This is a genomic window from Cupriavidus sp. 2TAF22 (assembly GCF_052115045.1).
Classification (GTDB): Bacteria; Pseudomonadota; Gammaproteobacteria; order Burkholderiales; family Burkholderiaceae; genus Cupriavidus.
On sequence record NZ_JBFRFX010000012.1, the window covers coordinates 39093 to 60339 of the forward strand.

Sequence of the window (21247 nt, forward strand, 5' to 3'; positions counted from 1 at the left end):
CGGCAAGGGAGGAATCCATGACCAAACCTGCAGTCATTCGTCACCTGCAGTTCGCCACCCTGCCCAACGGCACGCGCCTGCATTACGCCAGCGCGGGCGAGCGGGGCAAGCCGCTGGTGCTGTTCGTGCACGGCTTCCCGGAATTCTGGTTCGAGTGGGAAGCCCAGCTCGCCGAATTCGGCAAGACCCATTTCGCGGTGGCGCCGGACCTGCGCGGCTTCAACCTGTCCAGCAAGCCGGCCGAGGTGGAGGCTTACCGGCCACGCCACATCGTCGAGGACCTGGTGCAACTGGTCAACGCGCTGGGCTATTCGCGTTGCGTGGTGGTGGCGCATGACTGGGGCGGGGCGATCTGCTGGAACCTGGCCATCCAGTTCCCGCAACTGGTCGAGCGGCTGGTCATCATCAATTCGCCGCATCCCTATCTGTTCGCCAAGGCGCTGGTCGGCAATCCGGAGCAGCAGGCCGCATCGGCCTATATGAACTGGCTGCGCCAGCCGGGCTCGGAAGAGGCGCTGGCCGCGGACGGCTTCGCCAGGCTGGAGAGCTTCCTGCACGGGCAGGGCAAGCAGCCGGCGCCCTGGTTCAGCGGCGAAACCCGCGAAAAATACCACGCGGCCTGGTCGCAGCCGGGCGCGGCCGGATCGCACTCGCTGACCGGCGGCGTCAACTACTATCGCGCCTCGCCCATGCATCCGCCGGGCCCTGGCGAAACGCCGCCCGATATCTCCAAGCTGGATCCGGCCGCCTTCACGGTGCGGGTGCCCACGATGGTGATCTGGGGCGAGCGCGATACCGCGCTGCCCAAGAGCCTGCTGGACGGGCTCGAGCAGTTCGTGCCGGACATGCGGCTCGAACGTATCCCCGACGGCACCCACTGGGTGGTGCACGAGCAGCCAGAGCGCATCAACCTGCTGATCCGCAGCGCCTTGCCCTGAGCGCCGGGCGGCCGGGCCGGCCTGGCAGCGCTGGCCCGGCCGCAATGCCGGCCACTGTGCATGGGGCGGGGCGCCGCCGCCTGCTACAGTGGCCCGATTCGGACAGCGCCGGGTGCGCAGGGAAGGGCAAGATGAAAACCATCGGACTGATCGGCGGCATGAGCTGGGAGTCCTCGGCCGAGTACTACCGGCTGATCAACCAGGACATGAAACGGCGCCTCGGCGGCCACCACAACGCGCGCAGCGTCATGGTCACGGTCAGTTTCGAGCAGGTCAAGGCGCTCCAGCATGCCGAACGCTGGGACGAGCTTGCCGAGGGCATGCAGGAAGCTGCGCTGCAGGTACAGGCCGCCGGCGCGGATTTCGTGGTGCTCTGCACCAACACCATGCACCGCGTTGCACCCGCCATCGAAGCGGCCCTCGACATTCCCTTTCTCCACATCGTCGACCCCACCGCGCAAGCGCTGCGCGATGCCGGCATCATGCGTGTGGGCCTGCTCGGCACCGCCTTCACCATGGAACAGGACTTCTACCGCGGCCGCATGCTGGAGAAGCACGGCATCGAGGCGGTGGTACCCGGCCGGGAGGAGCGCGCGCTGGTGCACGGCATCATCTACGACGAGCTCTGCCACGGCGTGGTGCGCGAAGCCTCGCGCGAGGCGTACAAGCGCGTCATCGACGGCCTGCGCGCGCAGGGCGCTGGCGGCGTGATCCTCGGCTGTACCGAGATCGCGCTGCTGATCGGCCAGGACGACGTGCCGCTGCCGGTGTTCGACACCACCGCGCTGCATGCGCAGGCGGCGGTGAGCCGGGCGTTGGAGGGAGTGGTGGCTGCATAGCCGCCTGCGCGCGCATGGCCGCGCGCGCAGGGCGGCCGGCTTCAGCTCAGGCGCTGCCGGTAGAGCCTGTAGTTCTCATCATCGAAGCAGACAAAACTGACTTGCTCGATGCTGGGCGCAGAGGCCAGCGCCTTGCGCACCGCGTCGATGGCGATGTCGACGGCGCGCTCGCGCGGGAAGCCGTAGATGCCGGTGCTGATATTGGGAAAGGCGATGGTGCGCAGCTTGTGCTGGGCGGCCAGCGCCACGCTGGACTGGTAGGCACTGGCGAGGAGGGCATCCTCGTTGTTGTCGCCACCTTCCCAGACCGGGCCGACCGCGTGGATCACATAGGGCGCGGGCAACAGGCCGCCGGTGGTGATGACCGCCTGTCCGGTGGGACAGCCGCCCTTGGTTTCCCGGATGCCGCGGCAGGCAGCCATGATGGCTGGCCCGCCGGCGCCATGGATGGCGCCATCGACGCCTCCCCCGCCGAGCAGGCCACTGTTGGCGGCGTTGACGATGGCGTCAACCTCCATGCGGGTGATGTCTCCGTGCAAGACCTGCAGGTGTTCCCCTGTCATAACTTCTCTCCGTGCTGGTGGGATGAAGCTGAATGAACCTGGATGAAACTGGATCTTCACGGCGGTCCTGCACGCCTGGCTGGCCGGCCCGCCGCCCTACTTACATGGATTCCTCCAGCATACGCCGGTAGTCCGCCGCGCTGGCCTCTTTCGGGTTGGTCTTGTGGCAATGATCCAGCAGCGCGCCGGAGATCACCTTGTCGAACATGTCCTCGGTGACGCCCATCTGGCGCAGCCCGGTGGGCAGGCCGAGGCGGGCGGTCATGTCGTGCACGGCCCGGGCCAGGTCGGCGCCCTCGGGCAGGCCCATGGCGTGGCGCAGGCGGGCGTAGCGATTGTCGCGCACCACGCCGGGCGCGTCGGCGTTGAAGCGCAGCACCGCGGGCATCACCACGGCGTTGAGCGTGCCGTGGTGCAGGCCGGTCCTGCCGTCGATCTTGAGGCCGCCGAGCGGATGCGACAGCGAATGCACGCAGCCCAGTCCCTTCTGGAAGGCCATCGCGCCCTGCATCGAGGCGCTCATCATGTTCAGGCGCGCGTCGCGGTCCTGGCCGTCGCGCGTGGCGCGCTCGATATGCTTCCAGCCGCGTTCCAGGCCATCCAGCGCGATGCCGTCGGCGGGTGGGTTGAAGGCGGGGGCGAGGAAGGTCTCCACGCAATGCGCGATGGCGTCCATGCCGGTGGCCGCGGTCAGGCCCGCGGGCAGGCCCAGCGTGAGGCCGGGGTCGCAGATGGCGGATTTCGGCAACAGGTGCCAGGAGTGGAAGCCGAGCTTGCGCCCGTCTTCCAGGATGATGATGGCGCCACGCGCCACTTCGCTGCCGGTGCCGGAGGTGGTGGGCACGGCGATCAGCGGCGCGGCCTTCTCGGTGATCTTCGCGCTGCCGCCTTCGATGGTGGCGTAGGTGGTCAGCTCGCCGGGGTGAGTGGCCAGGATGGCGATGCCCTTGGCCAGGTCGATGGACGAGCCGCCGCCCACCGCCACCAGGCCGTCGCAGCCGCCTTCGCGGTAAAGGGCCGCGGCCTTCTTGACCATGGCTTCGGTCGGGTTGGAAGGCGTTTCGTCGAACACGGCATGGGGCAGGCCGCCCAGCGCATCGATGGCCTGTTGCGCCACGCCGGCGGCAACCACGCCCTTGTCGGTCACCAGCAGCGGGCGGCGGATGCCGATGCGCTCGCACTCTGCCTTGAGCTGGCCGATGGTGCCGAAGTCCAGGTGGATGTGGGTCAGGTAATAAATGAAGGCCATCTATGCTGTCTCCGTCGGTGAGGATGTCTTATTGTTTGACGATGGTCGATGATCGCGCAAAACGTGCCGGGCTGACCAGCCCCGGGGAAATTTCCATTGCTTTGCTGCCGAAACATCTGGAATCATACTAAAATCGAACGATCGTTCACAATTCGAACCCGGGCGGGTCGCATCGCCCGGATTCCGACCTCCGGCTCGCGCCGGAAGTCTGCCAACCCTGGACTGACCGCCTATGACCGCTGCTCCTGCCTCGCCAACCGGGTCCGCCCAGCTTGCGCCTGCCATGCCCGGCATGCCTTCGGCTGCGCTCGATCCGCAGGTGGCGGCGCTGCTGGAGCTGATCGGGCGAGTCAAGCGGCCCAGCATCCATGAGCTGGACCCGATCGACGCCAAGACCGCGTACGAGAAGAGCGCGCCCATCATGGATATCGCGCCGCTGCCGGTGCACAGCGTGGAAAACCTGACGGTGCCGGCGCGCGATGGCTATGAGATCCCCGCGCGCCTGTACGCGCCGCGCGCGGCCAGCTGGGCCGAGCCGCTGCCGCTGCTGCTGTACTTCCACGGCGGTGGCTTTACGGTTGGCAGCGTCAATTCGCACGACCCGCTGTGCCGCCTGCTTTGCGCGCACGGCGACTGCATGGTGCTGTCGGTGGACTACCGGCTCGGTCCGGTGTGGAAGTTTCCCTATGCGGCCAACGACGCGTTCGACGTCATGCAGTGGGTTTTCCACGAAGCCGCCCGCCTTGGCGCCGACCCCGCCCGCATCGCATTGGGCGGCGACAGCGCAGGCGGCACGCTTGCCGCGGCCTGCGCCGTGCACGCGCGCGACCTTGGCCTGGCGCCCGTGCTGCAGATGCTGGTCTACCCCGGCACCAGTGCGCGTCAGGACACGCCTTCGCACCGTGCGCTGGCCGAGGGTTACTTGCTGACCGGTCCGATGATCCAGTGGTTTTTCTCGCAGTACCTCGATAACGAGGCCAGCCGCGACGACTGGCGCTTCGCCCCGCTCGATGGCGGCGGCTGCGGCGCCGATGTGCAAGGCTGCTGCCCGGCCTGGATCGCCGTGGCCGGCTATGACCCGCTGCACGATGAAGGCGTGGCCTACGCGGCCAAGCTGCGTGCCGCGGGCGTGCCGGCGGTACTGGCCGACTACCCGGGCATGATCCATGATTTCTTCAAGCTGGGACGTTTCGTCCCGGCGGTGGCGGGCGCCCACGCGGATGCCGTCGCTGCCTTGCGTACCGCTTTCGGCCACGCTTGAGCAGGGCTGCCGCTGGCAGCCATCAGGACGCGGCCGCAAAACCCGATGGCCCGGCTTCACCCGCAGGGCCCCAGGCGTATCGCTTGAATCAGAAGTAGATGCAGAAGCAGAAGCAGAAGCAGAAGAAGCAATAGCAATAGCAACAGCAACAGTAGCAACCGTAGCAATAGGAGACAGAGACTCATGCAACGCCGCCAATTCCTCGCCCATGCGGGCGTGCTCGCCGCCACCGCGGCATCCCTGGGCCTGGCCAGCGCGCCCGCCCAGGCACAGGCGGACAAATTCCCGCAACGGCCGGTGCGCCTGATCATCGGCTATACCGCCGGCGGCTCGACCGACCTGCCGTTCCGCGTGCTGGCGGAAAACGCTTCCAAGATCCTCGGCCAGCCGGTGATCATCGAGAACAAGCCTGGCGCGGGTGGCGTGCTGCCGGCCCAGCTGATGCAATCGACCCAGCCGGACGGCTACACGCTGGCGCAGGTCGCCATGCCCGTCTACCGCCTGCCGTACACCACCAAGATCAACTGGGATCCGGTCAAGGACCTGAGCTACGTGATCAACCTGGCCGGCTATTCGTTCGGCCTGGTGGTACCGGTGGATTCGCCGATCAAGACGATGCAGGAATACATCGCTTACGCGCGCGCCAATCCGGGCAAGCTCACCTACGGCTCGCCGGGCTCGATGACCACGCTGCACCTGACCATGGAAGAACTCGCCATGAAGCAGAACGTGCAGTTCTCGCATATCCCGTACAAGGGCAACTCGGAATCGATGCAGGCCCTGCTGGGCGGCCACGTGATGTCGGTGGCCGATACCCCGGCCTGGGCGCCGTATGTGGAGTCCGGCAAGCTGCGCCTGCTGTCGACCTGGGGCGAGAAGCGCTCGGCGCGCTTCCCCAACGTACCGACGCTCAAGGAACTGGGCATCGGCATCGTGCAGACTTCGCCGTTCGGCATCGTGGCGCCCAAGGGCACCGACCCGGCTATCGTCAAGAAGCTGCATGACGCCTTCAAGAAGGCCATGGAGATGCCGAACTACCGCGAGTCGCTGGCCAAGTTCGACATGGAGCCGTACTACATGAACAGCGAGCAGTACGCCCGCTTCGCCGCCGAGACGGTGAAGAAGGAAAAGGCCATCATCGACAAGCTGGGCCTGAACAAGCCGCAATAATCGACGACTGGGGCGCTGCCGCGCCCGCAGCCTCACGGCGCCGGCCCGTCATGGGCCGGCGCCGCTTTACCATCCAGGCCCCGCTTTGGCCCAGGCCGCTGCGCGGCCGCCAGGAGACAAGCCGCATGGCCAAGGAACAATTCCGCCACAGCATGCCGCTGCGCGTGCGCTGGGCCGAGGTCGATCCGCAATCGATCGTCTTCAATGCCCACTACCTGACTTACTGCGATATCTGCGTGACCGAGTATTGGCGCGACGTGGGCATCCGTTATCCCGAGGACGTGCTGCACGCGCATGGCGTGGATATCTTCGTGGTCAAGTCGACGCTGGAGTACCACGCTTCGGCGCGCTTCGACGATGTGCTGGACATCCGCGGCCGGATTGCCCGCATGGGGCGCTCGAGCATGCTGTTCCGGGTGGAGATGTACAGGGGCGACGAGCACCTGATCACCGGCGAGATCGTCTATGTGTGCGCCGATCCCGAGAGCCGCAAGTCGACACCCGTCCCGGGCGCGGTGCGGGAGAAGATCCTGAGCTACGAGGTGGTGACGCCGGAGGGCTGAGCAGCGCCCGGCGCGGCTTCCGTGGCAAGGCGGCAAGGCAGCTTCGCGGCGCACCTGATGCCGCAAAGCTGATGCCGCGAAGCCGACTGTTTCACGGGGTCACGCCGCGATCCCGGCATCCTCCATATAGCCGCGGATCACCGACTCGAACCTGTCGTCGCCGACAAAGCCAAGCGCCAGCGCCCGCGCCGTATTCCAGGCCGCCGGCCAGGTGCCGACGATGTTCTCGATGCGCGCATCGCGCTCCCAGGTCACGCGGTCGGCGACGAAATCGCCGGCCACTTCCCGCAGCGCCGCCACCATCTGCCTGGGCGTGACCGACAGTCCGGGCAGGTTGACGGTACGGCGTTCGCCGAAGGCCTCGCCGTCGAGTTCCATGCCGCGCACGAGCGCCGCGATGGCGCCGCGCGGGGACAGCAGCCACAGCGGCGTATCCGGCGCGACGGGGCAGTTGGCGGCTTCGCCGGCGAGCGGCTCGCGGATGATGCCGCTGGCGAACGACGAGGCCGCGGCGTTGGGCTTGCCCGGACGCACGCTGATGGTGGGCAGGCGCAGCACGCGGCCGTCGACAAAGCCGCGCCGGCTGTAGTCGGACAGCAGCAGTTCGCCGATGGCCTTCTGCGCGCCGTAGGACGATTGCGGGTTGAGGGCGGTATCGTCCTGTACCACGGCGGGCAGGGTGCCGCCGTACACCGCGACCGAGCTGGTGAACACCACGCGCGGGCGGTGGCCGTGCTGCTGGTGCAGCGCGCGGCAGGTTTCCAGCAGCGCGCGGGCGGCATCCAGGTTGACGCGCATGCCGAGTTCGAAATCCGCCTCGGCCTGGCCGCTGACCACGGCCGCGAGGTGGAACACGGCGCCGGTGCGGGCGTCGATGGCCTGCGCCAGCACGGCGGAGTCCGACAGGTCGCCGGTGACCACGCGCACGCGCGCGTCGTCGAGCGGAGGCGGCGCGACCACGTCGAGCAGCGTCAGGCCTTCGATGGCGACGGGCTTGCCGCCGATGTCCAGGGAGCCGCGCTTGAGCAGCAGGCGGGCGAGCTGCAGGCCGAGAAAGCCCGCGCCGCCGGTGATCAGTACGTGCATCTTTGTCTTCCGGTTATGCCGCCGGGGGCGGCATGCGTTGCTTGATTTGCTTGATTTGCTTGACGCCTTGAAGCGTTCAGCCCTTGAGGTAGGGCTTGAGCCAGCCCAGCCCGGCCGAGGTGCCGGCGCGCGGGCGGTATTCGCAGCCGATCCAGCCGTCGTAGCCCAGGCTGTCGATCACCTCGAACAGGTAGGGATAGTTCAGCTCGCCCAGGTCCGGTTCGTGCCGCTCGGGCACGCCGGCGATCTGGATATGGCCGATGCCGGCGAAGTCGCGCTTGAGCTTGACGGCGAGGTCGCCTTCCACGATCTGGCAGTGATAGCAGTCGAACTGCACCTTCAGGTTGGCCGCGCCGACTTCGCGGCAGATGGCCTGGCCGTCGTCCTGGCGGCTGAGGAAATAGCCAGGCATGTCGCGCCCGTTGATCGGCTCGATCAGCACGGTCACGCCCTGCGCGGCGGCGGCGCGCGCGGCATACGCCAGGTTCTCCAGGTAGCAGGCGCGATGGCGCGCGAGGTCCGCGCCGGCGGGCACCAGCCCGGCCATCACGTGGATCTTGTCATTGCCGATCACGGCAGCGTATTGCAGCGCGCGGGCCACGGTCTCGCGGAACTCGGCCTCGCGCCCGGGCAGGGCGGCCATGCCGCGCTCGCCGGCGTTCCAGTCGCCCGGCGGCGCGTTGAACAGCGCCTGCGCCAGCCCGTTGGCATCCAGGCGCGCGCGGATCTCGGCGGCGGCGTGCTCGTACGGGAACAGGTACTCCACGGCCTTGAAGCCGTCCGCCGCGGCGGCGGCGAAGCGGTCCAGGAAGGCGTGCTCGGTGTACATCATCGAGAGGTTGGCGGCAAAGCGCGGCATGCGGTACTCCAGGAGAGATTGCGTTGTTGTCTCGTCGTGCTTGTCTTGGTGGCGAGCCTCAGCGGTTCACCAGCTTCGCCGGCGTCAGCCAGACCAGCGTGGCGCCGATCACCAGCATGGCCGACAGCACATACATGCTCGACTGCGTGCTGTGCGTGAGGTCGGTCAGGAAGCCCACCATGTAAGGTGCCACAAAGCCCGCCAGGTTGCCCACCGAATTGACCACCGCGATGCCGGAAGCGGCGGCCACGCCGGACAGGAAGGCGGTGGGCAGCGACCAGAACAACGGGGCGCAGGTCAGCACGCCGGCGGCGGCCAGGGACAGCGCGGCGATGGCCACCACCGTATTGTGGGTAAACGAGGCCGCGATCGCAAAGCCGACGGCGCCCATCAGCGAGGGCACGATCAGGTGCCAGCGGCGCTCGCGGCGGGCGTCGGCGCTGTGGCCGAGGACGTTCATCACCACGATGGCGCAGAGGAACGGAATCGCGCTGAGCAGGCCGATATTGAGGTTGCCCTGCACGCCGCTGGTCTTGACCAGCGTGGGCATCCAGAAGGTCAGTGCATATTGCCCGGTGACGAAGCAGAAGTAGATCAGGCACATCCACCACACGCGGCGGTCGGAGAACACGGCGCGCAGCGAGTGGCCCGTGCCCGAGGCATCGGCCTGGCGCGCGTCTTCCTCGATATTGCGCTTGAGCACGCGTCTTTCGTCGGCGTCCAGCCACGGCGCCTGGTCGATGCCGTTCTTGAGCACGAACACCGTGACCACGCCGATCAGCAGCGCGGGCAGGGCCTCCAGCAGGAACATCCATTGCCAGCCGCGCATGCCGCCGTAGTCGTGGAAGGCGTCCATGATGAAGCCCGACAGCGGATTGCCGAACATGCCGGCCACCGGAATGCCCGACATGAACAGCGCGATCATCTTGGCGCGCCTGTGCGCGGGATACCAGTAGGTCAGGTAGAGGATCACGCCCGGGTAGAAGCCCGCTTCGGCCAGGCCGAGCAGGAAGCGCATGATGTAGAAGGTGGTGGGCGTCTTGACGAACACGAACAGCGCCGAGATCAGGCCCCAGGTGATCATGATCCGCGCGATCCAGATGCGCGCGCCGAGCTTGTGCATCAGCAGGTTGCTGGGCACCTCGAAGAGAAAATAGCCGATGAAGAACAGGCCGGCGCCGAGGCCGAACACGGTCTCCGAGAAGGCCAGGTCCTGCGCCATCTGCAGCTTGGCGAAGCCTACGTTGACGCGGTCGAGATACGCGATCACGTAGCACAGCATGAGGAAGGGCATGATGTGCCAGAACACCTTGCTGTAGGCGCGCTTCTCGATGTCGTGGTCGAGCGCGCTGGCGGCGCCCTTGGGGGCGCCGGGCATGGCTGCCCGGGAGGCCTCGGTGGATGTGGTCATTGTCGTCTCCTGGTTGCGCGGGCCGTTGCGCGGCTCGCGGGCGAACGCTGTCCTTGCCGCGGCCCGGGCGTCAGCGGCGGGCGTGCGGTGCAGCGGTCCTGCTTGGTTTGTGATCGGTTCCTGCCGGCGCCCGGCCTGGCCGCGCGCCGTGCGGGCCTGGCGCTACCAGCGCGCCTTGAAGGTGTCGCGCAGCTCGGCCAGGGCGTGCTCGTCGAGCGGATCGGGCTTGTCCTTGAGCATCAGCCAGAGCCTGGCGGTTTCTTCGAGTTCCTCCAGCGCGAAAGCCGCGCGCGAAACCGTGGTTTCCCACACCACCGGCCCCAGCCGGGCCAGCAGCACGCCGCGCACTTCCGCGGCCAGCGCGGCGACGCGCGCGGCGACGGCCGGATCGCCCGGGCGGTGATACGGAATCAGCGGGATATGCCCGACTTTCATCACGTAGTAAGGCGTGATCGGCGGCAGCACGTCGTCCGGCTGCCAGGCGCCCGCCAGGCTCAGCGCCACCAGGTGGGTGGAATGCGTGTGGACCACGCCGTTGGCCTGCGGGTTGTTGTCGTAGATGGCACGGTGCAGGGTCAGCGTCTTGGAGGGCTTGTCGCCCGCCACCCAGGCCCCGGCGCTGTCCACCTTGGCGATGGCGGCCGGGTCCAGCATGCCGAGGCAGGCGTCGGTCGGCGTGATCAGCCAGCCGTCGTCGAGCCGGGCGCTGATATTGCCGGCGCTGCCCACCGTGTAGCCGCGCTGGTAGAGGCTTGCGCCGATGCGGCAGATCTCCTCGCGCAGGCCGGCTTCCTTGCTCATGCCTGGCCTCCCAGCTGGCGCAGCGCTTCGTCGAAGAAATCCACGCCGCCGAAGTTGCCGGACTTGAGCGCCAGCGCCAGCGGCTGCGCTTCGAGCGTGACGGTGGCCGGCACGCCCGGCGCGATCTGCGCGCCGATGCGCAACGCCTGCACGCCGAGTGCCTGCACCACGGCGCCGGAGGTCTCGCCTCCCGCCACCACGAAGCGGCGCGTGCCGCGCGCCTTCGCCTGCGCGGCGATGGCGGCCAGGGCCTGCTCGACCAGGTGTCCGGCACGTTCCACGCCCAGCGCCGCCTGCGCGGCCTTGACCTGTTCGGGCGTGGTGGTGGCGTAGACCAGTACCGGCTCGCGGTGGGCGGCGATCAGTGCCAGCGCCTCGTCGACCAGCGGCGCGCCTTCGGCCAGCGCCAGCGGATCGAGGCGCAGGGCGGGGCGGTTCTGCGCCAGCCACTGCGCCACCTGGCCGTTGGTCGCCTTCGACGCGCTGCCGGCCAGCACCAGGGCCGGGCCGTCGACCGGCGCGACCTGGTCGGCGTCGGCGCGTTCGGGCAACAGGCCGGCGCGGCGGAAGTTGGCCGGCAGCCCGAGCGCCAGGCCGGAGCCGCCGGTGAGCAGCGGCAGCCCGGCACAGGCCTCGCCAAGCGTATGCAGGTCGGCATCGCTGAGCGCATCGGCGATGGCCATGCGCACGCCATCGCCGCGCAGCGCGGCGATGGCTTGCCCGGTGGCGTCGCTGCCGCGCGCCACGGTGTCGTAGCGCAGCAGGCCCACCTTGCCCTCGCTCTGGCGCTGCAGCACGCGCACCAGGCTGGCGTCGTGCATCGGCGTGAGCGGGTGGTTTTCCATGCCGGATTCATTGAGCAGCGCGTCGCCCACGAACAGGTGGCCGCGGAAGATGGTGCGGCCGTTTTCCGGGAAGGCCGGGCAGGCGATGGTGAAATCGCTGCCCAGCGCGGCCAGCAGCGCCTGCGCCACCGGGCCGATATTGCCCGCGTCGGTGGAGTCGAAGGTGGAGCAGTACTTGAAGAAGAACTGGCGGCAGCCCTGGGCCTGCAGCCAGCGCAGCGCGTCCAGCGATTGCGCGACGGCGTCGGCGGCGGGAATGGTGCGCGACTTCAGTGCCACCACCAGCGCGTCGGCCTGTTCCACGCCGGGCAGCGTGGCGCCGCCGGCGGGCACGCCGATGGTCTGCACGGTACGCATGCCATTGCGCACCAGCGTGTTGGCGAGGTCGGTGGCGCCGGTGAAATCGTCGGCGATGCAGCCGAGCAGGGCGCGCGGCGGATTGGGCGTGGTCATCTCGTTTGTCTCGTTCGCTCTTGCATGGCGTCTCGCGCGGGCTTTCGTCTGGCCGCGCGCGGACCTGTCTGGCCTGGCCTTAGATGGCCTCAGCTGGCCTCAGTTGGCCTCAGCTGGCCTCAGCTGGCTTTGGCCGGCGGCAGCTCGATGCCGGGGAACACCTTGATCACGGCGGAATCGTCTTCGCCGCCATGCCCGGCACTGGAGGCCATCATGAACATCTGGTGCGCCGCGGCCGACAGCGGCAGCGGGAATTTGCTGGCGCGCGCGGTGTCGAGCACGAGGCCGAGATCCTTGACGAAGATGTCTACCGCCGACAGCGGCGTGTAGTCGCCGGCCAGGATGTGCGGCACGCGGTTCTCGAACATCCACGAGTTGCCCGCGCTGTTGGTGATGACTTCGTACAGGGCGTCGGCGTCCACGCCTTCGCGCAGGCCCAGCGCCATGGCCTCGGCGGCCGCGGCGATATGCACGCCGGCCAGCAACTGGTTGATGATCTTGACCTTGGACCCCGCGCCGTGCGCGTTGCCCAGGCGGTAGACCTTGCCGGCCATGGCGGCCAGCACGTCTTCGGCGAGCGCGTAGGCTTCGGCGGGGCCGGAGGTCATCATGGTCATCTCGCCGCTGGCGGCACGGGCGGCGCCGCCGGAGACCGGCGCGTCCAGCAGCAGGATGCCGGCCTCGCCCAGGCGCTTGCCCAGTGCTTCGGCAAAGCTCGGCGGCACGGTGGCGCTGGCGATCACCAGCGTGCCGGGGCGCATCGCGCCCGCCGCGCCGTTCTCGCCGAACAGCACGGCTTCGGTCTGCGCGGCGTTGACCACCAGCGTCACCACCACATCGCACTGGCGGCCGAGCTCAAGCGGGCTCGCGCAGGGCGTGCCACCGGCGTCGGCAAAGCGCTGCAGCACTTCGGGCCGCAGGTCGCAGGCGTGCACCTTGAAGCCGGCGCGCAGCAGGCTATGCGCCACGCCATTGCCCATCGCGCCAAGGCCGATGACGCCAATCGATTTACTCATGAGGGAACTCCTGCGAAAAGGGCGGCGGTCAGTTGGACGGACCACGCGGGGCGGCACCACCGAGGTCGGCCCCGGTGTCCGGCTGGCTGCCTTGCGACAGGCGCCGGGCCGCGTTGTACATATGGGTCTGGGCCGCGTTGCGGGCGGCCAGCGCGTCGCCGGCGCGGATTGCCGCGACGATGGACTGGTGCTCCTCGCGCACCTGCCGCGAGAAGTCCGCGCGGCGTGCTTCGTTGGTCCGGGTCACGCGCGTGGCGGTTTCCAGGTACTGGCTGAGGAAGGCCAGCGTCTTGAGGAAATAAGGGTTGCCGGTGGCCTCGGCAATGGCGCGGTGGAAGGCCACGTCCGCAGCCACGCCGTCGCCGCCGGCGGCTTCCTCGGCATCGATGCGTGCCAGCGCGGCGTCGATGGACATCATGCTGGCATCGGTGCGGCCGCGCGCGGCCTGCGCCGCTACCTCGGCCTCGATCGCGCGCCGCAGCTCGACGATCTGCAGCACGGATTCCAGCGTGTCGATGTCGGTGTAGTCGATGCGCAGGGGCTGGATGCCCGCCTGCTCGGTGACGAATACGCCGCTGCCCTGGCGCGATTCCACCACGCCTTCGTGGCGCAGCCGGGCAATGGCCTCGCGGATCACGGTGCGGCTGACGCCGAATTCCTCGGACAACACGGCCTCGGTAGGCAGCTTGTCGCCGCGCGCGAACGCACCGCCATTGATCTTCTCGAGCAACTGCTCGGCAACGGTATCGGTCAGGGCGCGGGCCGGGACTTTCTGGAACACGGCGGTCTCAAGTGATTAGGTAATATGGTCATCATACAAATTTAGACGCGGAAATGCCGATCGGGAATTACCCCTAGCGCGGCTGCGTGACGGGCGCGCCGGGTGCGCCGAAATGGCCGCGCGGCGGCCGCGCCAGCCGTCTGCGCGCGTGGGTAGTATCATGACGGCCGCCCGGGCAGGCCTGCCTGCCGCCGGCCTCTCACCTTTGCTGCAGCAGATACACCATGACCACTTCCATCCGCCTCGCTCCCTGGTCCGAAGTGCGCGAAACCGCGCGCGCCATCCGTTACGCCGTGTTCGTCGAAGAGCAGGGCGTGCCGGTGGAACTCGAGTGGGATGAATGGGACGACGTGAGCTGGCATGCGCTGGCGCTGGCCGGGGACGGCAGTGCCCTGGCCACCGGCCGGCTGCTGCCCGATGGCCATATCGGGCGCATGGCCGTGCTCAAGGCGGCGCGCGGCACCGGCGTTGGCGCCAAGGTGCTGGAGGCGCTGATGGCCAAGGCTGTCGAGCTTGGCTATCCCGAACTGGTGCTCAGCGCCCAGAGCCACGCGGCGCCGTTCTATGCGCGCGTGGGCTTCGAGCAGGTCGGGGAGCCGTTCGACGAAGTCGGCATTCCCCACGTGGAGATGCGCAAGTCGCTGCGCTGAGCGGCGTTACGCGCGCGGGAAGAGCGGCCGGGCGAGCAGCGCGCAGGCGCTCGCCGCCAGCCAGACACCAGGCCAGCCAAAGCCGGCGGCCATCCCCGGGATCGCCAGCGGTACCAGGAAGAAACCGGAAAAGGCAAAGGTATTGCCCAGTCCGAGCGCGGTGCCGGCGCGCGCCGCGCCTGCGATGGTGGCCAGCTCGGTAAAGGCCACGCCGTGCCAGGCCGAGGCGCAGATGCCGCCCAGCACCAGGCAGGCCATCAGCGCCGGCAGCAGCAGGGCGCGCCAGCCCGGCGCGGCGGCACTGAGCCAGGTCAGGGCGGCCAGCGCGGCAAAGACGAACAGGGTCACCAGGCTGCAACCGCGCATATAGCCGCGCCGATTGCCGCGGCGGTCGGTCCAGCGGCCGCTCCACACACGCATCACGGCGGCGCCGGTCTGCACCGCGGCCACCGTCATGCCGGCGGCGGCGACGCCGATGCGGCCGAAGTCGTGCAGGAACACCGTGGCGAACGTCAGCACGGCCACCTGCGGCGCGCACATCAGCCCCATGCCGCCCACCAGCCGCCAGACCCGCGCATCGCGCAGCGGGCCGCGTCCCGGGCCGGCAACAAGCGACGGGCCGCTGGCCGGCTGCGCGGACGGCGGCTCGTGGACCCAGCACCAGGCAAACACCGCGGTCACCGCGCAAAGCACGGCGAGCGCACCGTAGACCGCGGCGAAGCCCAGGGCCTGCGCCAGCAACGGCAAGGCCAGCGCGCCCAGGCCGCCGCCGGCCGGCACCGCGGTCTGGCGGATGCTCATGGCCAGGCCGCGTTCGCCTTCGCGGAACCATGCCATCACCGCGCGGCCGCTGGAGCCGTTGACGCTGCCGCCCAGCAGGCCGAGCACCAGCAAGCCCAGCGCCAGCAGCGCGTGGCCCGGCACATGGCTTGCCGCCGGCGCCATCGACGCTGCCATCAGCCCCAGCCACAGCGCGGTGGCCAGCAGGCCGGTCAGCAGCACGCGCCGGTCGCCCCAGCGGTCGGTCAGCAGGCCCCAAGGCACCTCGCTCAGGGCGATGCCGAGTCCCATCATGCCGAGGCAGAAGCCCAGTTCGCCGTCGTCCAGCCGGTAGCCGCTGCGCATCAGCACGGCCGTGGTCGGGATGCCGGCAAACGCGGCGGCAAAGCTGGCATTGGCCGCCACGCCGGTGGCCAGCACTTTCCAGCGGTGGCCGGGCTGGTGGCGTGGGGAACCTGGCAGGCTCGCAGGCCGGGCGGCGGCGGGCAAAGTGGCTGGAGATGAAGCGCGCGACATGGAATCCCCTGGGAAGAAGCGGCACGAATGGCCTTGACGCCCCGATTCTCTCAGTCGAAAATAATCCCGAATATCAGATAATTTTTTACTGAACATCCCAAATATCAGGACGATTTACATGGCTTCGGTGAATTTCGACCTCGACGTGCTGCGCAGCTTCGTGGCGGGGATGGAACTTGGCAGCTTCGCGCGGGCCGCCGACCGGCTCGGCCGCTCCACCTCGGCGGTCAGTGCGCAGCTCAAGAAGCTGGAGGAGCAGGCAGGCACGGCGATCTTCCGCAAGGCCGGGCGCGGCCTGGCCCTGACCGAGGCCGGCGAAACCATGCTGGCCTATGCGCGCAGGCTGCTGGAGCTCAATGACGAAGCCGCCTCCGCGGTGCATGGCGTGGCGCTCGAAGGCTGGGTGCGCTTCGGCTTGCAGCAGGATTTCGGCGAGATGCTGCTGCCGGAGGTGCTGGGCCGCTTTGCACGCGCGCATCCGAAGGTGCGCATCGAAGCGCGCGTGGCGCGCAATGCCGAGCTGCTGGACGGCGTTGCCGCCGGCCGGCTGGACATGGCGCTGGCGTGGGACGATGGCGTGCGCATGCCGCATATGGAGCGCGTGGCGGAGTTGCCGATGTGCTGGATTGGCCCCGCCGCCGCGCACGTGCCGTGGCACGAGGGCGAACCGCTGCCGCTGGTCGCGTTCGAGCCGCCATGCCGTTTTCGCTCGGCCGGCACCGCCGCGCTCGATCGCGCCGGCATTGCCTGGCGCGTGGCCTTCACCAGCCCGGGCCTGGGCGGCCTGTGGGCCGGCACGGCCGCGGGGCTGGGCCTGACGATCCGCACGGCGATGGGCCTGCCGTCATCGGTCCGGGCCTGGGATGCGGGCGAGGGCGGGCTGCCGCGGCTGCCTGCGCTGGCGCTGGCGCTCTACCGCAAGGATGACGAACTGGATGCGCCGGCCGCACGGCTGGCGGGCATCGTCGCCGAGGCGGTGCGCGAGGCGCTGCCGGTCAGGCTGGCCCAAGCCGCTTAGCCTGGCGTACCGGACCGCCCGGTGAACCGGCCCGCGGGGTCGTCTTTCTCCGGGCTCCGATGGCGCCGGACGCGGCAGCCCGCAGGATGCGGCGGAAGGTAGGGCATTCCAGGTGACTCGGCTCGGGGCAGGCGGCGGCGTGCCGCAGGCCGTCGCGCAGGGCGCTCAGGTTGCGGATCGTCTTGTCCAGTTCCTCCGCCTTGGCCGCGAGCATCTGCCGGTCGATGCGCGGGCGCCCGTCCGGCGCGAACATGAGCGCGATCTCGTCCAGCGAAAAGCCGGCGGCGCGCCCCAGCGCGATCAGCGCCAGCCGCTCCAGCACGCCGGGACCGAACAGGCGGCGCAGGCCGCGCCTGCCGATCGAGGCGATCAGCCCCTTCTCCTCATAGAACCGCAGCGTCGAGGCCGGCACGCCGGATCGCTGCGCCACCTCGGCTATGTCCAGGTTCATGTCCGGATCTTTCACCCTCTTGACCTCAAGTCGACTTGAATTTGTATAGTGCAACCTCCGCTACTTGAAGGCAAGCAAAGGGGGGATGATCATGGAAGTCATGCAGCAGGCTGATGATGAGCAGGGAAGGCTCTGGAACGGTCACGCCGGGCGCGCCTGGGTCGAGGCGCAGGCATCGCTGGACGCTATGTTCAGGCCGTTCGAAGACCTGCTCGTCGAAGAAGCCGCCTCGGCCGGAACCGCAGGCCGGGTGCTCGACGTGGGCTGCGGCACGGGCAGCACGACGCTCGCCGTTGCGCGGCTGCGCGGCGCAACGGCCCGCTGCACCGGCATCGACATTTCGCAGCCGATGATCGCCGCCGCGCGGGCCCGCGCCGCACGGGAAGGCATGCCGGCAAGCTTCATCTGCGCCAACGCGCAGGTCCACGCCTTCGAGCCGGCAAGCTTCGACATGATCATTTCGCGCTTCGGCGTCATGTTCTTCGATGACGCGGTCCGGGCCTTTGCCAACCTGCGGCGAGCCGCGCGGGACGACGCCGGGCTGCGGTTCGTCGCCTGGCGGAGCGCCGCGGAGAATCCGTTCATGACGACGGCCGAGCGCGCCGCGGCACCGCTTTTGCCGAACCTTCCCGCCCGCCGGCCGGGCGCGCCGGGACAGTTCGCCTTCGCCGACCAGCACCGGATCTGCGCCATCCTGGCGCAGAGCGGCTGGGCCGGGATCGATGTCCGTCCGATCGATGTGGCCTGCACCCTGCCCGAGAACGAGCTGGTCGGCTACCTGACCCGGCTCGGTCCCGTTGGCCTGATCCTGCAAGAGGCGGACCAACGCACCCGCACGCAGGTCATCGAAACCGTCCGCGCCGCCTTCGCGCCTTATGTGCATGGCGCCGAAGTCCGCTTTACCGCTGCCTGCTGGATGGTCGGTGCCCGCGCGCCGTCCGCGCCAGCGGCCGTTGCTGGCGCCTAGTACCTGGTACCAGCTACGAAGCGGCGGCGCGCGGGGCGGTATCATCGCGGTCTTTGATTTCTTGCCGCCCGCCTTGCGGTGGCGCCCGCTTCCGTCCACGCCATGCCAGAGAACCGTTCCCGCCTGCTCCAGGCCCTCGCCGATGCCATTCCCGCCCTCGAATCCGCCGCGGCGCCAGTCGGCGATCCGCCGGCCGGCGAGGCCCTGTTGTCAGCCTGGCTCCATCCCTGGCTGGCGGGACATTGCCTGGCGCAGGTGGACTGGCGCGAGTTCAGCACGCATGGCGCCCAGGTCGTGGCCGCGCTCGCGGTGCTGCGCGCTGCCGGCGTGCGCGCCATCGATGTCGACGATCTCTACGACGAAGACGGCATTCCGCTCGGTGGCGACGACAATGATTTCGATATGGAGCCCGCGGCCCTCTACCTGAGCCATGTCAACCGCGAGCTGGCGCCGCACGGCATGCAACTGCTGGAGATCGGGGGCTTCGACGATGCGTGGCTGCTGGCCGTGCGCAACGACCCCGGCGCGATCCGCGCGCTCGACGCTGCGCTGCGGCCGCTGGCACTGCAGGCGCGGCAGTACTGAGGGTTCCGGCGCCGGCCGGCAGGCAGGGAGTGGCGCCGCAGGCCGGCGCTCGCGTCTCAGGGCGCGGGTACCTGGCCCGCGTCGCGCGCCACGCGCAGGTGGCCGCGGTAAGAGACTTCGCCAGTGCGGCCGCTGGCATCGAAGCTACGTTCGTTGAGCTCGAAGCGGCCGTCGTGGCGCACCCGCAGCACAGTGCTGGCGCGCGTGCCGTAGCTGGGCGAGCGGATAAACGCCGACGAGAGCACCTTTTCCCATTCCGGCGTCACCCCGGTACGGGGGAGTTCGAAATCCAGCGCCTGGCGCGTGTCGGCCAGCAGGTCGAAGTAGGGATCGGCGCTGGCGCCGATCTGGCCGGTATCGGCCGCCAGCGTTTCCGCCAGCGCGCCGACTCGGCTGACCACCTTGGGCCAGGGGGTGTCCAGCAAGGCGTTGGACAAGCCGTACAGGCCCGCCTTCAGCCGTTGCGGATAGGGCGCCGTGCCGCGGTTGCTGTACCACCAGAGCTCGCGCAGGTCGCTCGCCAGCAGGTTGAAGCCGTTGTACGCGCCGGCGCGCGGCTTCAGCCCGGACAGGTAGCTATGGGGATCGTCCTCGCCGCGCAGGAATCCGGCCACCAGTTCGCCGCGCGAGCGGGCCTCGGTGCGCTTCTCGGACGGCGCGCGGTAGTTGGTCAGGGCCGCGAAACGGCCGTCGCCGGCCAGCCCCATCCACGTGCCCGGCTCGCCGATCACCTCAGCCAGGTCGCGACCCGCCAGCACCTGCGGGGCATCTTCCCACCAGTGCACCGGCGCCGCGGGGCGGGCGTAGAACTCGTCGCGGTTGCCGGCCACCACCAGGGCATAGTCGGGGTGGGATTGCCAGGCCACCAGAATCAGGCACATAGTGCTTCCTTTACTGCATTTGCTGCATTCACTGCGATCACAATATCCATGGCGCGCGCGCTGCAGGTGCGCCGCACGTCCACTGCGTATCCGGTTTGCGCTGCGCCGCGCGGCGAGGCCGGCTCAGAGCTGGTCCAGGTCGACAAACCGCTCGACCTGCCGCTCGCCGCTGACGAAGCGCTGCAGGCCGCTCTGCCGCCACAGCCCGTCGAGCAGGATGTCGAAGGCGGGCGGCACGTCGGCATAGGCTTCCATCCAGGTCTGCATGCCGTCGCGCGTCTCGGGCCTGCGTAAGAGCGTACCACCAATTCCGCCCGCCTCGGCAACGGTCTCCATCCAGCGGTGCCAGTGCGGCAGCGCTTGCTCGGCCAGGGTTTCCGGCACCCGGAAATAGACGTAAAGGTGATCGCTCATGACTGCCTCTCGCTCGCGCCGGCGGATGCTCAGGCCGCTTCGCCGAATGGTACCGCGTAGGGCAACTCGCCCGGCCGCACCGGGCTGCCCGTGGCGCTGCCCAGGTGCAAGGCCCCGCCGGCGGCATCGATCTTCAGCTCGGCGAGTCCGTCCCAGCCGCCTTGCGGCGCGGCGGCTGCATTCACCACCATGCCGCAGGGCTGGCCGGGGTCTTCGGGGCGGAAGATCTCGGTGGCCGCGGCCGGCACTTCGCCTTCGCCGTGGATCAGCCACATGCGGCGCTTGAGCGTGCCGCGGTACTGGCTGCGCGCGACGATCTCCTGGCCGGGGTAGCAGCCCTTGCGGAAGCTGACGCCGCCCACCAGTTCCAGGTTGATCATCTGCGGGACGAACTGTTCCTGCGTGGCGGCGGCGATGCGCGGCACGCCCGACTGCACGTCCAGCCAGTCCCACACGGCAGCATCCGCCGGCTGCAGGGTGGCCGACAGCGCGGCCTGCATCTGCGGCGCCTGTTCGGCCGGCAAGGCGATCTGCCAGCGCGGCAGGCCGGCAGCATCCGGCAGGCGGATCACGGTGGCGCCGGCCGCCGCGGCGGTCTGCCAGGGCGCGGCCGGGGCGGGCAGTCCGGCGCCCTGCAGCGCGGCGGCCGCGCCGGGGCCGGCCACGCCGATCACTGCCAGCGCCGGGGTCAGGTCGGTCAGGCGCGCCTTGGCACGCAGCACGAACATGCCCAGGCGCTTCTGGATGGCGGCCTGGATGTCAGCCGACAACTGCAGGACGATGCCTTGCTCGTCGCGCCAGACCAGGAAGCTGGCGAGCAGGCGGCCCTTCGGCGAGCAATAGCCGGCCAGGCGCGCGGTGCCGGTGGCCAGGTCGTCGATGGCGTTGGTCAGCTGGGTATGCAGGAAACTGCCGGCGTCGTCGCCGGCAACCCGGATCAGGCCCAGTTGTGCGGGTCGGCAGACAACACCGCCCTGGCGCACGGCTTCGAACTGGGTAGCAAGGTCTGGGGCAGGGGAATTCATGGCAGGTATGGGCCGGTTAGGCTGGGCAAGTGGCGCGCGGGCGCGCCGGATGACGGGTGCGACATGCTGCGCACGCTCGTGGTGGCGCAAGGCTCCCGGTATTATATGGGCCTGTCGCCATTTCG

23 protein-coding genes are annotated in these 21247 nt (G+C 69.2%); 9 read left to right on the forward strand and 14 right to left on the reverse strand.

The features are described 5' to 3' along the window. Positions 1–17: 17 nt before the first annotated feature. Both AB4Z48_RS15815 and AB4Z48_RS15820 read left to right on the forward strand, forming a co-directional pair. Positions 18–938, forward strand: coding sequence for an alpha/beta fold hydrolase (locus AB4Z48_RS15815; RefSeq protein WP_441615504.1), 921 nt, complete (start codon positions 18–20; stop codon positions 936–938). 131 nt (positions 939–1069) lie between these two features. Then, positions 1070–1777: an aspartate/glutamate racemase family protein gene (locus AB4Z48_RS15820; RefSeq protein WP_441615506.1), complete on the forward strand. Its 708-nt coding sequence runs from the start codon at positions 1070–1072 to the stop codon at positions 1775–1777. Positions 1778–1818: 41 nt separating this feature from the next. On the opposite strand, the gene AB4Z48_RS15825 is transcribed toward AB4Z48_RS15820, so the two are convergent. Further along, entirely contained in the window at positions 1819–2340 is a 522-nt protein-coding gene (locus AB4Z48_RS15825) for an O-acetyl-ADP-ribose deacetylase (protein WP_441615508.1), read from the reverse strand. 100 nt (positions 2341–2440) lie between these two features. Next, positions 2441–3589: an iron-containing alcohol dehydrogenase gene (locus AB4Z48_RS15830; protein ID WP_441615510.1), complete on the reverse strand. Its 1149-nt coding sequence runs from the start codon at positions 3587–3589 to the stop codon at positions 2441–2443. Between the two features lie 232 nt (positions 3590–3821). Here AB4Z48_RS15830 and AB4Z48_RS15835 point away from each other — a divergent pair, with 232 nt between their 5' ends. From AB4Z48_RS15835 to AB4Z48_RS15845, 3 genes are all read left to right on the forward strand, one after another. Then, a complete protein-coding gene (locus AB4Z48_RS15835; protein WP_441615511.1) occupies positions 3822–4850 on the forward strand; it encodes an alpha/beta hydrolase in 1029 nt (342 codons plus the stop codon). 183 nt (positions 4851–5033) lie between these two features. Then, positions 5034–6020, forward strand: a complete 987-nt coding sequence (locus tag AB4Z48_RS15840) for a tripartite tricarboxylate transporter substrate-binding protein (RefSeq protein WP_441615513.1) — start codon at positions 5034–5036, stop codon at positions 6018–6020. Between the two features lie 125 nt (positions 6021–6145). Continuing rightward, the gene (locus tag AB4Z48_RS15845) at positions 6146–6583 is read left to right on the forward strand and encodes a YbgC/FadM family acyl-CoA thioesterase (protein ID WP_441615515.1); all 438 of its coding nucleotides are present in this window, start codon (positions 6146–6148) and stop codon (positions 6581–6583) included. 99 nt (positions 6584–6682) lie between these two features. Here the strand turns inward: AB4Z48_RS15845 and denD are convergent, their stop codons facing one another. The 7 genes from denD to AB4Z48_RS15880 all read right to left on the reverse strand — a co-directional run bounded on the left by denD (position 6683) and on the right by AB4Z48_RS15880 (position 13835). Beyond that, positions 6683–7669, reverse strand: coding sequence for a D-erythronate dehydrogenase (denD, locus tag AB4Z48_RS15850; protein ID WP_441615517.1), 987 nt, complete (start codon positions 7667–7669; stop codon positions 6683–6685). 76 nt (positions 7670–7745) lie between these two features. Further along, positions 7746–8528 carry a 2-oxo-tetronate isomerase gene (otnI, locus tag AB4Z48_RS15855; RefSeq protein WP_441615519.1) on the reverse strand — a complete coding sequence of 261 codons (783 nt, stop codon included), beginning with the start codon at positions 8526–8528 and terminating at the stop codon, positions 7746–7748. Between the two features lie 58 nt (positions 8529–8586). Beyond that, positions 8587–9939 (reverse strand): MFS transporter, encoded by a 1353-nt coding sequence (locus AB4Z48_RS15860; RefSeq protein WP_441615521.1) that lies wholly within the window; start codon positions 9937–9939, stop codon positions 8587–8589. A 162-nt stretch (positions 9940–10101) separates the two neighbouring features. Beyond that, positions 10102–10740 (reverse strand): 3-oxo-tetronate 4-phosphate decarboxylase, encoded by a 639-nt coding sequence (gene otnC / locus AB4Z48_RS15865; protein ID WP_441615523.1) that lies wholly within the window; start codon positions 10738–10740, stop codon positions 10102–10104. After that, positions 10737–12038, reverse strand: coding sequence for a 3-oxo-tetronate kinase (gene otnK / locus AB4Z48_RS15870; RefSeq protein WP_441615525.1), 1302 nt, complete (start codon positions 12036–12038; stop codon positions 10737–10739). Before otnK ends, otnC begins: the two co-directional genes overlap by 4 nt. A 119-nt stretch (positions 12039–12157) precedes the next feature. Beyond that, entirely contained in the window at positions 12158–13099 is a 942-nt protein-coding gene (ltnD, locus tag AB4Z48_RS15875; RefSeq protein WP_441615527.1) for an L-threonate dehydrogenase, read from the reverse strand. Next, positions 13083–13835, reverse strand: coding sequence for a FadR/GntR family transcriptional regulator (locus AB4Z48_RS15880; RefSeq protein ID WP_441615529.1), 753 nt, complete (start codon positions 13833–13835; stop codon positions 13083–13085). Before AB4Z48_RS15880 ends, ltnD begins: the two co-directional genes overlap by 17 nt. Before the next feature lie 224 nt (positions 13836–14059). On the opposite strand from AB4Z48_RS15880, the gene AB4Z48_RS15885 reads away from it, so the two are divergent. Next, positions 14060–14485, forward strand: coding sequence for a GNAT family N-acetyltransferase (locus AB4Z48_RS15885; protein WP_441615531.1), 426 nt, complete (start codon positions 14060–14062; stop codon positions 14483–14485). A 6-nt stretch (positions 14486–14491) separates the two neighbouring features. Here the strand turns inward: AB4Z48_RS15885 and AB4Z48_RS15890 are convergent, their stop codons facing one another. Further along, entirely contained in the window at positions 14492–15781 is a 1290-nt protein-coding gene (locus tag AB4Z48_RS15890) for an MFS transporter (RefSeq protein ID WP_441615533.1), read from the reverse strand. 118 nt (positions 15782–15899) lie between these two features. Here AB4Z48_RS15890 and AB4Z48_RS15895 point away from each other — a divergent pair, with 118 nt between their 5' ends. Continuing rightward, positions 15900–16799: a LysR substrate-binding domain-containing protein gene (locus AB4Z48_RS15895; protein ID WP_441615535.1), complete on the forward strand. Its 900-nt coding sequence runs from the start codon at positions 15900–15902 to the stop codon at positions 16797–16799. Here AB4Z48_RS15895 and AB4Z48_RS15900 read toward each other — a convergent pair. Beyond that, positions 16777–17250, reverse strand: a complete 474-nt coding sequence (locus tag AB4Z48_RS15900; RefSeq protein WP_441615736.1) for a helix-turn-helix domain-containing protein — start codon at positions 17248–17250, stop codon at positions 16777–16779. The two genes, AB4Z48_RS15895 and AB4Z48_RS15900, sit on opposite strands and share 23 nt — an antisense overlap. Positions 17251–17341: 91 nt before the next feature. Between AB4Z48_RS15900 and AB4Z48_RS15905 the strand changes: the two genes are divergently transcribed. Together AB4Z48_RS15905 and AB4Z48_RS15910 are read left to right on the forward strand one after the other, a co-directional pair. After that, positions 17342–18217 (forward strand): class I SAM-dependent methyltransferase, encoded by an 876-nt coding sequence (locus AB4Z48_RS15905; protein ID WP_441615737.1) that lies wholly within the window; start codon positions 17342–17344, stop codon positions 18215–18217. Between the two features lie 102 nt (positions 18218–18319). Further along, positions 18320–18802, forward strand: coding sequence for a hypothetical protein (locus AB4Z48_RS15910; protein WP_441615537.1), 483 nt, complete (start codon positions 18320–18322; stop codon positions 18800–18802). 56 nt (positions 18803–18858) lie between these two features. Here the strand turns inward: AB4Z48_RS15910 and AB4Z48_RS15915 are convergent, their stop codons facing one another. The 3 genes from AB4Z48_RS15915 to ygfZ all read right to left on the reverse strand — a co-directional run bounded on the left by AB4Z48_RS15915 (position 18859) and on the right by ygfZ (position 21122). Continuing rightward, a complete protein-coding gene (locus AB4Z48_RS15915) occupies positions 18859–19683 on the reverse strand; it encodes an NRDE family protein (RefSeq protein WP_441615539.1) in 825 nt (274 codons plus the stop codon). Positions 19684–19806: 123 nt separating this feature from the next. Continuing rightward, the gene (locus tag AB4Z48_RS15920; protein WP_441615541.1) at positions 19807–20097 is read right to left on the reverse strand and encodes a DUF4936 family protein; all 291 of its coding nucleotides are present in this window, start codon (positions 20095–20097) and stop codon (positions 19807–19809) included. A gap of 29 nt (positions 20098–20126) precedes the next feature. Continuing rightward, a complete protein-coding gene (ygfZ, locus tag AB4Z48_RS15925) occupies positions 20127–21122 on the reverse strand; it encodes a CAF17-like 4Fe-4S cluster assembly/insertion protein YgfZ (RefSeq protein WP_441615543.1) in 996 nt (331 codons plus the stop codon). Between the last annotated feature and the right edge of the window lie 125 nt (positions 21123–21247).

Coding starts and splice junctions, on each gene's coding strand:
- AB4Z48_RS15815 (WP_441615504.1), top strand. CDS start 18: ATGACCAAACCTGCAGTCATTCGTCACCTGCAGTTCGCCACCCTGCCC.
- AB4Z48_RS15820 (WP_441615506.1), top strand. CDS start 1,070: ATGAAAACCATCGGACTGATCGGCGGCATGAGCTGGGAGTCCTCGGCC.
- AB4Z48_RS15825 (WP_441615508.1), bottom strand. CDS start 2,340: ATGACAGGGGAACACCTGCAGGTCTTGCACGGAGACATCACCCGCATG.
- AB4Z48_RS15830 (WP_441615510.1), bottom strand. CDS start 3,589: ATGGCCTTCATTTATTACCTGACCCACATCCACCTGGACTTCGGCACC.
- AB4Z48_RS15835 (WP_441615511.1), top strand. CDS start 3,822: ATGACCGCTGCTCCTGCCTCGCCAACCGGGTCCGCCCAGCTTGCGCCT.
- AB4Z48_RS15840 (WP_441615513.1), top strand. CDS start 5,034: ATGCAACGCCGCCAATTCCTCGCCCATGCGGGCGTGCTCGCCGCCACC.
- AB4Z48_RS15845 (WP_441615515.1), top strand. CDS start 6,146: ATGGCCAAGGAACAATTCCGCCACAGCATGCCGCTGCGCGTGCGCTGG.
- denD (WP_441615517.1), bottom strand. CDS start 7,669: ATGCACGTACTGATCACCGGCGGCGCGGGCTTTCTCGGCCTGCAGCTC.
- otnI (WP_441615519.1), bottom strand. CDS start 8,528: ATGCCGCGCTTTGCCGCCAACCTCTCGATGATGTACACCGAGCACGCC.
- AB4Z48_RS15860 (WP_441615521.1), bottom strand. CDS start 9,939: ATGACCACATCCACCGAGGCCTCCCGGGCAGCCATGCCCGGCGCCCCC.
- otnC (WP_441615523.1), bottom strand. CDS start 10,740: ATGAGCAAGGAAGCCGGCCTGCGCGAGGAGATCTGCCGCATCGGCGCA.
- otnK (WP_441615525.1), bottom strand. CDS start 12,038: ATGACCACGCCCAATCCGCCGCGCGCCCTGCTCGGCTGCATCGCCGAC.
- AB4Z48_RS15885 (WP_441615531.1), top strand. CDS start 14,060: ATGACCACTTCCATCCGCCTCGCTCCCTGGTCCGAAGTGCGCGAAACC.
- AB4Z48_RS15890 (WP_441615533.1), bottom strand. CDS start 15,781: ATGTCGCGCGCTTCATCTCCAGCCACTTTGCCCGCCGCCGCCCGGCCT.
- AB4Z48_RS15895 (WP_441615535.1), top strand. CDS start 15,900: ATGGCTTCGGTGAATTTCGACCTCGACGTGCTGCGCAGCTTCGTGGCG.
- AB4Z48_RS15900 (WP_441615736.1), bottom strand. CDS start 17,250: ATGAACCTGGACATAGCCGAGGTGGCGCAGCGATCCGGCGTGCCGGCC.
- AB4Z48_RS15905 (WP_441615737.1), top strand. CDS start 17,342: ATGGAAGTCATGCAGCAGGCTGATGATGAGCAGGGAAGGCTCTGGAAC.
- AB4Z48_RS15910 (WP_441615537.1), top strand. CDS start 18,320: ATGCCAGAGAACCGTTCCCGCCTGCTCCAGGCCCTCGCCGATGCCATT.
- AB4Z48_RS15915 (WP_441615539.1), bottom strand. CDS start 19,683: ATGTGCCTGATTCTGGTGGCCTGGCAATCCCACCCCGACTATGCCCTG.
- AB4Z48_RS15920 (WP_441615541.1), bottom strand. CDS start 20,097: ATGAGCGATCACCTTTACGTCTATTTCCGGGTGCCGGAAACCCTGGCC.
- ygfZ (WP_441615543.1), bottom strand. CDS start 21,122: ATGAATTCCCCTGCCCCAGACCTTGCTACCCAGTTCGAAGCCGTGCGC.